3 protein-coding genes are annotated in these 14294 nt (G+C 67.2%); all 3 read left to right on the top strand.

Translation table 11 applies throughout. From position 1 onward, the window contains the following. The first annotated feature begins 212 nt into the window (after positions 1–212). The 3 genes from ACZ38L_RS35935 (at position 213) to ACZ38L_RS35925 (ending at position 12954) form a co-directional block, all read left to right on the top strand. Complete coding sequence (locus ACZ38L_RS35935; protein WP_465701627.1) at positions 213–11273, top strand: LamG-like jellyroll fold domain-containing protein; 11061 nt, start codon at positions 213–215, stop codon at positions 11271–11273. 67 nt (positions 11274–11340) lie between these two features. Next, positions 11341–11934, top strand: coding sequence for an SMI1/KNR4 family protein (locus ACZ38L_RS35930; RefSeq protein WP_465701625.1), 594 nt, complete (start codon positions 11341–11343; stop codon positions 11932–11934). Between the two features lie 285 nt (positions 11935–12219). Further along, positions 12220–12954, top strand: a complete 735-nt coding sequence (locus ACZ38L_RS35925; RefSeq protein WP_465701623.1) for an SMI1/KNR4 family protein — start codon at positions 12220–12222, stop codon at positions 12952–12954. The last annotated feature ends 1340 nt before the right edge of the window (positions 12955–14294 follow it).

The following is a 14294-nucleotide window of genomic DNA, read 5'->3' as shown; positions in this document are numbered from 1 at the left end:
GCCTCGCCCTTGAGCGCCGGCCCACCCCACTGAGCAGGGCACCTCACCCAGACCTCATCGCGAATCGGGCATCACGGCGCGAACCGCACTCTCAGACCGGGATCCCGGGGCCGGCCACTGTCGGGCATGAGGACACCGGGGCGCGCACTGCGTCGACGTCGACGTTCGACAACGCGGACGGTACGAAGACGACGCGTGTCTATCCGCGTCCGGTGCACTTCAAGAAGCCGGACGGCACGTGGGCCGACATCGACACGAACTTCGCCACCGGCTCCGATGGCCGTTGGGCTGAGAAGGCCAACAGCCAGGCCGTCTCGTTCTCCGCACAGGCCGATGACCCGGCGCTGGTCACCTGGCAGGCCGACGCGGGCCACCAGTTCTCCTACGGGCTGCAGGGTGCCGCGCCGGTCAAGGGCACCGCTCAAGGCGAAACGCTCACCTACGCGTCCGCCGCGCCGTCGACCGATGTGGTCTACAACGGCCTGGCCACGGGCGTTAAGGAGACTCTTGTCCTTCACGACGTCAACGCTCCGGCCACCTGGGTCTTCCCCTTGCACCTGACCGGGCTGACCGCCGACCTGGACGCCAGTGGCAATGTCGAGTTCAAGGACTCGACTGGCGCTGTCCGGGTGACCATGCCGCGCGGCGTCATGGAGGACTCGGCGACCGACCCGCACTCCGGCCTGGGCGCCATCTCGAACAACGTCACCTACCAGCTGACAACCGTTAACGGCTCGCCGGCCCTGCAGATGACCCTCGACTCCACCTGGTTGCACGACCCCAAGCGCGTATTCCCGGTCAAGGTCGACCCCACCAGCACCGGCAACGTGAACGCCGGCCAGACGACCTGGGTGGAGAGCGGCTTCACCGGTAACAACTCCAGCCTCACCGATCTGCGTGTCGGCACCTACGACGGTGGCACCAACGTCGCCAACAGCTACCTGTACTTCCCCGCTGTGTCGTCCTCGCTGCAGAACGACTTCGTGGAGGGGGTGAAACTCTTCCTCGGCGCCCAGCACTCCTACGACTGCGGTAGCCACCCCCTGTACGTCAGCCAGATCAACAACGCCTGGAACCCCTCAACCATTAACACTTATCCCGGCCTGACGATCGGCCAGCAGCTCGGGGTCAACACCATCTCGCTTGGCGATACCTGCGGCGGTGTCCAGTACGAGAACATCGACATCGGAGACAGTCAGACTGACCCCGGATCTCAGTTGGTGAACAGCTGGGCGCACGGCGGCGCCAACTACGGCCTCGCCCTGACCGCCCCTTCCACGGACAACACGGCGTGGAAGATCTTCGACAGCGTCAACACCAGCTACCCCCCGTACCTGCAGATCACCTACGCCGACTGGGCAGCGGGCTACACGACGGCAAACAGCTACGTCGCGCCCACAGCGATATCGGCCGGCTCCCAGCAGATCACGCTGACGAACCTGGCGGCGAACTGGTGGAGCCCGGCCAGCATGAAGGTGCTGCCACGCTTCTTCGATGCGAACTGGAATGAGGAGTGGCCGGCCGGCAACGCCCCTATGACGCCGGTTCCCGGCACGGTGGAGACTGGTCAGTCAACCACGTTCACCGCAACGATCCCCGCTATACGCCCCGGACAGAACTACCAGATGTGCTGGGACGGCTACGTCAACGGCACGGTCTCCCTGCACGACTCCTACGGCGTCAAGTACAACGACTGCACCTGGGTGTCGGGCGTGAACATCGCGCCGCAGGTCGATGCGATGACGCCGCTGAGCAACTCGGTGCTGGGCACGCTGACGCCGCAGCTGTCGGCGACGGGGCATGATCCGGACAACTACCCGGGCACAGGTCTGTCGTACGACTTCCGGGTTTACTCGAGCACCTCAGGTTCTCCGCAGGTGATCGCGGACTCCGGTTGGCAGTCCAGTGCGACCTGGGCGGTACCCGCGGGCAACCTGGCGTGGAACGGCAGCTACCTGTGGAACGTCGAGATCGGGGACGGCGTCACGGGCAGCCCCTGGTCGTCCTACAGCTCTTTCTCGACGCAGGTGCAGCAGCCCCCGATCACCTCGCACCTAGGTGGTGCGGCCGATGACGGCCAGGGCCACGACTTCGATCCGCAGGTCGGCAACTACACCACCACGGCAACGGACGCCTCGGTGAAGGCCGTCGGCCCCGCGCTTGCTGTGCAGCGTTCCTACAACTCGCTCGATCCGCGGACGAACACGCTCTTCGGGGCGGGCTGGACGTCGGCGTTCGACATGCGGGTGACGCCGGACAACGACGGCACCGGTGCCGTGGTGCTCACCTACGCCAACGGGCGGACCGAGCGGCTGGGACTTGCCCCCAACAGCACGACGCAGTACACGCCGGCACCTGGTGAGTACGAGACGCTGACCGCTGTCTCGGGCGGCTTCTCGCTGCTGCTTAAGGACGGCAGCCAGTACCAGTTCACCACCCAGGCCGGTGGGGCCTATCTGCTGACATCGGCGCAGGACGCCTCCGGGCACGCGCAAAACCTGACTTACACCAACGGTCAACTGGCCACTGTGACCGATGCGGTCTCGGGCCGTGCGCTGCACTTCACCTGGACGTCGAACGGCCGGCACGTGGCGACCGTGGCCACCGACCCGGTCACCGGCTCCAACCCGAGCAGTGCGCTGACCTGGACCTACAGCTACAACGCCAACAACCCGGACGAGCTCGATCAGGTGTGCGCGCCGCCGACGGGCGGCAACACCGCCCCGGCGTGCACTTCGTACTCGTACACCGCCGGCTCGCACCTGCGCTCGGCGACCCTGGACGCGAGCCCGGCCTCCTACTGGCGGCTGGGCGATTCCTCGGGGACGAACGCGTCCAGCGAGATCATCGCCAACGAGGGCAACGACACCGCGCACTACTCGTCCACCGGCGTGACCCTGGGCACGGCCGGACCGTCGACCGTCCCCACGGCCACCGCAGCCACGTTCGACGGCAGCTCAGGCGTCGTGACACTGCCGACGGCCAAGCAGGACATGTCGTCGTACGTCTCGCTCAGCCTGTGGTTCAAGACCACCGGCTCCGGTGTGCTGTACAGCTACCAGACCGACACCTTCCCGGCGGCCACGACGGGGCACAACTACACCCCGGCCCTGTACGTGGGCACCTCTGGCAAGCTGCACGGCGAGTTCTACCAGGGCAGCGCCGCAACCCCGATCACCTCGACCAACGCGGTGAACGACGGCAAGTGGCACCTCGCGGTGCTCGCCGCCTCCGGTGCTTCGCAGACCCTCTACCTGGACGGCGTGGCGCAGGGCAGCCTGAACGGTGCGGTCCTGGCCGGTGGGCAGCACGCGGAGAACGTGGGCGGCGGGTTCATCGGTGGTTGGTGGCCGGACGAGCCGTTCTACAACACGGGTGACAACACCGGGCACGCCAGCTACTTCAACGGCTCGATCTCCGATGTCGCGTTCTACAACCGCACTCTGGGCGCGCCGGCCGTCACATCGCTGTGGCAGGCCGGTACGCAGGCCTCGACCGAGCTGACCGGGCTCACGCTGCCCAGCGGCAAGACGAAGCTCCAGGTCAGCTACGACCCGGTGAAGGACCGGGCCACTCAGGTCACCGATGCCAACGGTGGCACCTGGAAGATCAACGCGCCGTCCGTCTCGGGCTCCTCGCAGGAGTACCGCGGCCAGGTGATGGGCTCGAACCCGGCCGCGTACTGGCGACTGTCGGACACGGCGGGCACCCAGGCCGCCAACGAGATCTACACGCCTCGCCCGACGCCGAACAACGGCACCTATTCCAACGTGACTCTGGGTGCGGCCGGTCCGATGACCGGCTCGGCCGGTGCGGCCACCTTCGACGGTGCCACCTCCTCCGTGCAGCTGCCGGCCACCATGATTCCCACCCAGGGAAACGCCGGGATCGCGCTCTGGTTCAAGACCACCACTGCGGGCACGCTGGTGGGTTTCCAGAGCACCCCGCTGGACGCCCCGCAGGCACCGGGCACGGCCGCGTGGAACCCGACCCTGTACGTGGGCACGGACGGCAAGCTGTACGGCGAGCTCTGGGACGGCTCCGTCAACCCGATGGCCAGTGCCTCGACGGTGACCGACGGCAAGTGGCACTTCGCCGTCCTCTCGGCTGACTCCCTCAACTCCCAGACGCTCTACCTGGACGGCCAGAAGACCGCCGGGCCGCTCACCGGCATGATCGGCGCCAACGGCACCCAGTACCTGTACCTGGGTGCAGGTGACGCCAACGGTTGGACCAACACCGCCGCCACGCCGTTCGGGCACTTCAACGGGCAGATCGCGAACGCCGCCTTCTTCCCGCACGGCGTCTCCGCCACCACGGTCAGCTCCCTCTACAGCCAGGCCACCAGCCAGACCGCGGCCCAGGGCGTGATCAACGGCCAGCCGTCCGCCTACGACGCGGCCATCATCTCCGCCCACCCGACCGGCTACTGGCGCCTGGACGACGCGAGCGGCAACCAGGCCACCGAACTCCTTTCCTCTGCCGCACTCGCGCAGAACCGCGGCACCGAGAGCAACACCACCACCGGCCAGAGCGGCCCCTGGGCCTCCGGCAGCGCCACCGCCACCTCCTTCAACGGCACCAGCTCCTACATCCAACTGCCCGCCGCCGCGATCCCGCAGGCCAACAGCAACACCACCGTCGGACTCTGGTTCAAGACCACCGCCCCCGGCGTGCTCTACAGCTACCAGAACTTCCCGCTCGGTCAGACCAGCTCCGGCCAGCCCGGCGTGAGCGACCTGTGGAACCCGGCCCTGTACGTCGGCACCGACGGCAAGCTCCACGGCGCCACCACCGCCACCTCCAACGGCACCGTCTCCGCCACCACGGTCAACGACGGCAACTGGCACTACGCCGCCCTGACCGTCACCGGCAGCACCCAGCAGCTCTACCTCGACGGCCAGCCCACCGGCAGCCCCATCACCATCACCGACACCTACAACGGCAACGGCTACGCCTACCTCGGCGCCGGCAACACTCAGGGCACCTGGGCGTCACCGCCCAGCGACACCAGCGGTCACTTCAACGGCACCCTCGCCGACTTCGCCCTCTACCCCTACCCCCTGACTGCCACTGCGATCGCCGGCCAGTACCAGGCCGCCACCACCGCCAACGCCGGTGACGGCCTGGACGCGGCCAGCGCGTTCCGCGCCCAGGTCGTCCAGGACACCCCCAGCGGCTACTGGCGACTCGACGACCCGACCGGATCCGCCTACGCCGCCGACGAGTTGGGTACCGCGCTGCCCGACCCGACCGCCGGCACCTACACCAGCACCACCCTCGGCACCGCCGGCCCCTCCGGCGACCCCTCGGAGACCGCCGCCACCTTCAACGGCACCAACTCCGGCCTCCAACTGCCCTCCAGCGACGCCCCGACCAACGCGGGGCCGGCCAGCATCGAGCTGTGGTTCAAGACCACCACGGCCGCCGGTGTGCTCTACGCCTACCAGGACTTCCCTGCAGGCGGTTCGCACACCAGTGGCGTCAACGACTACAACCCGGCGCTGTACGTCGGCACGGACGGCAAGCTCCACGGCGAGTTCTGGATGGGCTGGAGCGGGGACGCGATGACCTCCGCCACCACCGTGACCGACGGCAAGTGGCACCAGGTCGTCCTCACCGGCGACAACACCGGCCAGACCATGTACCTGGACGGCGCCCAGACCGCGAGCAACACCAACGCCTACCCGATCGTCTACAACGGCACCCCGTACGTCTACCTCGGTGTCGGCAACGACGACGGCTGGCCCAACGCCGGCTCCGGCTACTTCAACGGCTCCATCGCCGAAGCCTCCTACTACAACACCCGCCTCAGCGCGACCACTGTCAGCACCCACTACGGCGCGATGAGCGGCAGCTCCGGCGCGATCCCGGTCACCACCGCAACCGTCACCGACCCCGGCAACCACACCCTCACCTACCAGTACGACACCCACACCGCCAAGCCGATCGCCTACACCGACGCCAACGGCGACACCACCCGCTACAGCTACGACACCAACGGCTACCTCTACACCGTCACCGACCCCGACGGCCACACCGTCACCACCGGCCACGACGCCCGCGGCAACACCGTCTCCACCACCACCTGCCAAAACCCCAGCAGCTGCCACACCAGCTACGCCACCTACTACCTCGACACCACCAACCCGCTCGACATCCTCAACGACACCAAGCTGACATCCAGCGACGCCCGCTCCTCCGGACCCACCGACACCACGTACACCACGAAGTACACGTACAACAGCGCAGGTCAGCTGACCGCCACCACCACGCCGGCCACCTCGGACTTCCCGAAGGGCCGCACCAGCTACACCACGTTCACCGCGGGTACTGAGGCGGCAACCAACAGCGGCACCGAGCCGGCCGGCCTGCCCGCTGCAGACAGCAACACCGTTGACGCGAACGCCTATGCGCAGGCCTCTGCCGTGCCGACGAACCAAACCACCAGCTACCGGTACGACGCCCAGGGCAACCTCACCCAGACGGTGAGCCCACTGGGTCTGACCACCACCTACACCTACGACAACCTCGGCCGCGAGACCTCCGAGACGGAGAACTGCACCAACTGCGGCCAGGGACAGACCGCTACCACCGCAACCACCACCTATGCCTACGACGGCCAGGGCAACCAGGTCACCGAAACCGACCCGGCCACCACCGACGCCGTCACCGGCACCATCCATACCGCCCAGACCACCACCAGCTACGACGCCGACGGTGACAAGGTCAGCCAGACCGTCGCCGACACCACCGGGGGCGACAAGCCCCGCACCACCACCTGGGCCTACAACACCACCAACGATCTACTGGCCAGCACCACCGACCCGGTCGGCCACACCACCAGCTACACCTACGACGCCTACGGCCACAAGATCACCGAAACCGACCCTGCCGGCACCGTCGATCAGTACACCTACGCGCCCAACGGTGAGCTCCAGCAGACCGCGATCGCCAACTACACCGGCAACCCGGACAACCCCGTCTCGTCACGCTCGCAGGTGATCGACTCTCGCGCCTACGACCCGGCCGGCCGCCTGGCCACCGACACCGACGCGATGGGTCGCACCACCCACACCTACTACAACGACGACAACACCGTCGCCGAAGTCGACCTGGACGGCTTCCACAACTTCAACCCCACCACCCAGGCCTTCGACGGCACCACCCGCAACGTCGTCCTCCAGCAGAACACCTACGACGCCGCCGGCAACCTCACCCAGCGAGTCACCGGCGGCGGCAAGACCACCGTCATCAACACCTACGACCAGGCCGGCCGCGCCAGCGGCACCACTGTCGACCCGGGCGGGCTGAACCGGATCACCACGCAGACCTACGACGCCGCAGGTGACGTGCTCACCAGCAAGCTCACCGACGGCACCAGCACGCGCGAGACCGACGACACCTACGACACCGCGGGCGACGTGCTGTCGGAGACCGTGGTCAACAGCCCGCAGAACTCGGTCACCACACACACCTACGACCAGCGCGGCCTGCCGCTGACCACGGTCAGCCCGAACGGCAACGTGAGCGGGGCGACTCCGGCGAACTACACCACCAGCTACTTCTACGACCCGGCCGGCCAGCTCGCCATCACGGACGCACCGCCGACGGCCACCACCACCTTCAACACCACCACCGGCCAGCCCGTCACCCTCCCGGCCGCCAGCGCCGAGACCCGCACCGGCTACGACACCTACGGCGAGACCACCTCGACGAAGGACCCGCTGGGCAACATCACCACCGACACCCACACCATCGACTCGGCCGGCGCCCACCTGTCCGTCGCCAGCAACAGCTACACGAGCCCGGACGGGACCACCACCTTCACCGCGGTCACCCAGACCGACTACGACGCGATGGGCCGCCCGATCCGGGTCACCGACCCCAAGGGCAACGTCACCACCAGCACCTACGACCAACTCGGCAACGTGGTCGAGACCGACCTGCCGGCGGTGAACGGGGTCACGCCGAAGTGGCTGTACAGCTACGACCTCGACGGTGAGAAGCTCTCCGTCACCGATCCGACCGGTGCGCTCACCTACTCCACCTACGACGACCTCGGGCAGCAGATCACGCTGAGCCAGCAGGTGCGGCAGACCAGCCACACCGGCACCTCCAACCCCGTGATCTACACCGGCAGCTTCGGATACGACGACGCCGGGAACCGCACCAGCTCCTTCACACCCAACGGTGAGAAGACCACCGCGAGCTACGACGCGGCGGGCGAGCAGACCAGCCTCACCAACCCGCTGGGCGCCACCAGCACCTACGGGTACGACCTGGCTGGCGAGCTGGTCAAGACGACCCAGCCCGCCGACACCCCGGGCGGGACGGGCCGTTCGCAGATGACCGGGTACGACAAGGCCGGACACGCGATCAGCACGGCCAACCTGGACGTGAACGGCAACACGGTGTCCACCACGACCACCCAGTACGACGCCGATGGCAACGCCATCGCGACGACGGACGCCGATCACAACACCACGACCGCTGGGTACGACGCGGACAACCAACTGACCCAGCAGGTCCAGCCGGTCGACGCCACCCACAACATCACCACCATCTTCGGCTACGACGCGGACGGACACCGAACCGACTACCACGACGGCAACGGCCACGACACCTACACCACCTACAACAGCCTCGGCCTGCCCGAGTCGACCATCGAACCCGCCACGGCCGCCTTCCCGAACCTGGCCGACCGCACCTACACCACCACGTACAACGCCAACAGCCAAGCCGTCACCGTGAGCCAGCCCGGCGGCGTCACGCAGACCGACACGTACGACCCCGAGGGGCACCTGACCGGCCAGACCGGTACTGGCGCCGAGGCGACCACGCCGACCCGCACCCTCGGGTACGACCTGGACGGCCGGCTCACGTCGGTGTCCGCGCCGAGCGGCACGGAGACCTACAGTTACGAGGACCGGGGCGCCCTGTGGTCCTCCACCGGACCGCTGGGCAACGCGAGCTACACCTACAACCAGGACGGCAAGCTCGCCACCCGCACCGACTCCACCGGCACTACCGTCTACACCTACGACAGTGCCAGTGAGTTGAAGACGCTGGCGGATCCGTTGACCGGCAGCACCCTCAATTACGCGTACTACCCGTCGGGATCGGTCCAGTCCGTCGGCTACGGCAACGGAACCAACCAGACCTTCAACTACGACGGCCAGAACCACCTGACCAGCGATCAGCTCAGCACGACCACCGGTACCGAGGCCTCGCTCACCTACAGCTACGACCCCGCGGGCCACATCACCAGCGAGAGCAACACGGGCCTGGCCGGATCACCCTCCAACAGCTACACCTACGACCAGGCGGGCCGCCTCAGCAGCTGGACCAACACCGGCGGCACCAGCACCTACGCCTACGACTCCGACGGCAACCTCACCTCCAACGGGAAGAACACAGCCACCTACAACGAGCGCAACGAGCTCACCACCGCCGGCGGCTCCAGCTACACCTACAGCGCCCGCGGCACCCGTGCCTCGGCGACCACCGGTTCGGCGACCACGACGTCCGGCTACGACGCATATGGCGAACTGGCCAGCCAGGGCAGCCAGAGCTACAGCTACGACGCCCTGGGTCGGCTCGCCGGCACGGGCGGACACACTTTCAGCTACGACGACGCCACCGACAACCCGGTCTCCGACGGCACCGAGAGCTACACCCGGACCCCGAGCGGCAGCCTGGTCGGCGTCGGCTCCGGCGGCAGCGCCGCACTGGCCCTGACGGACGTCCACGGCGACCTCGTCGGCAGCTTCACGAGCACCGGTACCACGCTGGTCGGCTCGGCCGCCTACGACCCGTGGGGCGCACCGACCGGCAGCAGCGGCACCGGCCACGACCTGGGCTACCAGGACGGCTGGACCGACCCGACCAACGGTCAGGTGAACACCGCAAGCCGCTGGTACGACCCGTCCAACGCCGACTTCACCAGCCAGGACGCCGCGCCCCTCAACCCGACAACCGCCGCCAACGGCAACCTCTACGCCTACGGAGACGACAACCCCCTCACTAACGCCGACCCGAGCGGCAACAGCCCCTGTGTCCCGATCCCGCCGATCTTCCCGCCCCCGAAGGGGCCCGAGGGTCCCAGGGGGCCCAAGGGTCCGGGTGGCTCCCGCTACTACGACCCGCCGGCGGCACCCGTGACGAACCCGGCACCGGTGCCCACGCCGACCTGGGATCCCGCCCCGGCGCCCGCTCCGGTGCCCACGACAGTCGGCGCCCCGTCGCCCCAGTCGGGCTTCGACTGGGACACCGCGATCGAGTACACCGCATCCGCGGTGCTGGCCGTGGCCGTGGTCGGTGCGATGGTGACCGGTGCGGGTGAGATCGCCGCAGGCCTCGCCGCGGTGGGCAGCGCCCTGGCGAGTTTCTTCTCGTTCAACAGCTGTGACGTCACCTCGGCGGTCAAGACCGTCGTCCACAAAGTCGTCAACCTCGCAACGATCGCCCCTGGGCACGCCCACGATGCAGCAAGCGGAACCGCAACCAGGGGAGCGAACAGCAACTCACCCTCGGCCGATCCGACACAGAACGCGCAGCAGATCGCGCCGACGCCATACGACACACCGGTCACCGAGGCACAGCTGCAGGCGGACGGGGTGAGCATTCCGCCGGGCACCTTCGACGACGACGGGGGTTGGTGCCAGACCGGCTACGACACCGACATCCAGTACTCCCCGGTCGACGAGAGCAACGGCGGCAGGTCCACGGGTGCCGAAGCGTGCCTGGACAAGGAGTATGTGGATACCCACGAGGGGACGGACGCCGATCCGAAGGGAACCGGCCTGGCCGGATACCAATGGGCGAGGCAAACCGCAATCTGGCACCAGGACTTCAAGCCGGGAAAGTGGATCAATGCCTGCCACTTGATCGGCGGACAGTTCGGCGGCGACGGCGAGACCGCCGCCAACCTGGCGACCTGCTCCCGGGCCAGTAATGCAAACCGCAATATTGCCGCTGATCCTGGAATGACAAACAACATGCTTAAATTCGAGAACAAGGTCATGGGCGCGATCAACTCGGGCCAGTTGGTCGACTACCGGGTGACACCCCTCTACGTCGGCAGTCGGACCGTCCCGGCCTACTTCGTGATGGCAGCGCATGGCGTCAACGTGGCCGGGATCCCCGGAATCAACGATGTGGCGGTGATCCCGAACATGCTGTACAGCCAGAAGGACAAGAACTGGATCAACCTGGGGAACGTGACGGACACCAGAACGGGTTTGCCGGTCCCGACCGGGGACATGAAGTAGCAGGTGGCCGCGTCGCGCTGAGTCCCTTTCGATGGGATTCCTGGAAAGCGATCTTCAAGGAGTTGTGTTGGAAAACGACATTCAGCGTCTGCGAGAGCTGGCGCCCCCGGGGGCCGCGGACGGTGCCGACATCGACTGGGCGGTGGTCTCGGCTGAGTACGGTCTCGGCTTCCCGGCCGACTACCGCGACTTCATCGCCGCTTACGGAGCTGGTAGCTTCGAGGACGCGATCTCGGTCATGGCACCGCGCGGTGTCCCCGGACCGCCTGGGGTGTCCACCGTGGACCGGCTGGCGGATGAGGTCCGCGAGGACAGCTCGATGTGGAGCTGGCAGGACGAGGCCGGGCGGGCGTGGACCGAGCAACCCGCACAGGTGTTGGTCTGGGGGGAGACTTCCGGGGCTGACGCACTCGGCTGGCTGACCAGCGAGGCGGATCCCGCGGACTGGCCGGTCGTGGTTTGGAAGCATGGTCGTCCGCACTGGATGCTCTACCGGTGCAGCATGACCCAGTTCCTCACCAGGACCATCACCGCCGAGTTCGCCGAGCGCCCGGTCAGTACGAAGCAGATCTGGGACGTCCAATCTCCGAGGTTCCTGAGCACGGCGGAGGAAGTGCGACTCAATATGCTCGGCATCGATCCTTGGGACGACGACGAGTAACGCCCTTGTATTGCAGCCGGAGATCACGTGCCGTGGTCTCCGGTGATGGTGTCCCACCGAGTGGTGTAGCCGATCAAGGCGGCAAAAGCGCAGTTCACGACCGGAATCCCGGCTTCGGGAACCCAGTCTGGGCTGACAAGGCGTCAGCCTGTGGGCTTCAGTCCGAGGGCGCCGTCCGGTCTCCCGGCAGCTGCGCACCTGTGAAGCTTTGAGGCAAGATCGGCTACACCACTCGGCGGGACACGACCGTCTCCGGTTGTTCGTTGCCTGAGCATGGTGCATGGTGTGACGACTGAGGAGATAGCTCGGTGGGGACAGGCACTGGATGAATTGACGCCCTCGATCGAACGGCTGGACACCGGCGGAGCTGGCTGGAAGAACCTTAGGCTCGCCATCGACGGGCGGTCGGGAAATAATGCTGGATATGCCCGGGGCTTGATGAAGGATAGCGCCTCACTGGGAGGAACTCAGGTGACACATCCGTCCGTCATCCGCATTGCTGCCTTCATGCCTGGTCCGGAAGCGGGGGGTGATCACGTCGACTGGGAAGGCCTCGCCGTATCAACGGGGCTGCGCTTCCCGGCGGATTATCGTGATTTCGTCCTCACTTATGGCGGAGGCGAAATGGATGAGTTCCTCTCCGTCAGGACTCCGCCTGTCGACGGATCGCCCTACGGAACCCTCTTGACCGCTACGGAATACGAGCCCAGGGGAGCCGAGCTGCTCGGCATCTCGAAGGTCCTGGAGGATCCGACGTCGAAGCACTTTCTGCCCCTGGCCGCCAGCGTCCACGGTGACGTGGTGTTCTGGGTAGGGGAGCACGAGAGTCCGGATGATTGGCAGATCCTCGCCTTCGCGCGCCAGGTGCCTCATGGCGAGAACCCCTGGACGCTCTTCGAAGGCGGCTTCTGCGACTTCCTCGTCGGACTCTTTGACGGCTCCCTCGGTAGTCCCTTCAGCGATCGAACCTCCTTCGCCAGCGATAACCCGCACGAGTACCGCAGCTGGCGGGAAGACTAATGATTGATGCAGTACGCGTTCAGGCGCGCGACGAGGGCGACCGGCCCACGGCGCGCGCCTGAACCGTTTCTGGGCGGACAGTGGAGGCAGTCCCATGGTAAGGCCCGAAACCCTCGGGAGCACCGCAATGAGCACAGTTGCCGCCTATGCCGCACCCCCCACCAAGGCACCGTTCGAGTGGACGAGGATCGTGCGGCGGGCGGTTTGTGCGAAGGGCGTCCTGATCGACATTAGGTTCGTTGGAATCTGCCACTCTGACATTCACAAAGGCCGCCCGGGCACCTGGTCTCCAAGCACGGGTGGGGGTTCATTACGCTGGGGGGACACCGACCGTTACCCCACGGCGATCGGGGGTTTTGGGCGAGCTGGCTGTGGGTGCACGCTGGTGATCGCCGATGCACGGGCAGGTTTCCTGAGGTGCAGAGCCGGGGGTCCATCCCCGCGGGTGCGGGGAGCAGGGCGCCGCTGCCCTCTTCGCCTGCTTGGCCGGGGGACCATCCCCGCGGGTGCGGGGAGCAGTTGCCGTTGCGGTCGGTGAACGTCGCCAGCTGGGGACCATCCCCGCGGGTGCGGGGAGCAGACGCTGCCGTCGTCGGTGGAGCGCGCCGCGTTGGGACCATCCCCGCGGGTGCGGGGAGCAGGGCGCCAATATGGATTGGCGAATCGATGACCAGGGACCATCCCCGCGGGTGCGGGGAGCAGGGAGAGGACACCGGCGGTGAGGCGGATCTCCGGGGACCATCCCCGCGGGTGGATGGTGTCCCACCGAGTGGTGTAGCCGATCAAGGCGGCAAAAGCGCAGTTCACGACCGGAATCCCGGCTTCGGGAACCCAGTCTGGGCTGACGAGGCGTCAGCCTGGGGGCTTCAGGCGCGCCGTCCGGTCTCCCGGCAGCTGCGCACCTGTGAAGCTCTGAGGCAAGATCGGCTACACCACTCGGCGGGACATGACCCGCGGGTGCGGGGAGCAGCTGTACATTCAGTCGCCTACCCTGGCCGGCGCGGGACCATCCCCGCGGGTCCGGGGAGCAGGAGGCACCATTCTCGGCGAGCCTCGCAACGTTGGGACCATCCCCGCGGGTGCGGGGAGCAGGGGGGACTTCTACGGTAGCGGGCTGCCTTCCGAGGACCATCCCCGCGGGTGCGGGGAGCAGCCGGCCGGGCTGATGTCCAGGCCGATCGCGTAGGGACCATCCCCGCGGGTGCGGGAGCAGTTGAATTTGCCGTCGGTATCGACGGCGTAGAAGGGACCATCCCCGCGGGTGGATGGTGTCCCACCGAGTGGTGTAGCCGATCAAGGCGGCAAAAGCGCAGTTCACGACCGGAATCCCGGCTTCGGGA

It is taken from the genome of Kitasatospora sp. NPDC024654 (genome assembly GCF_055559155.1).
Note: the sequence above shows the minus strand (reverse complement) of the source record. Positions and strands in the feature narration are given on the sequence as shown.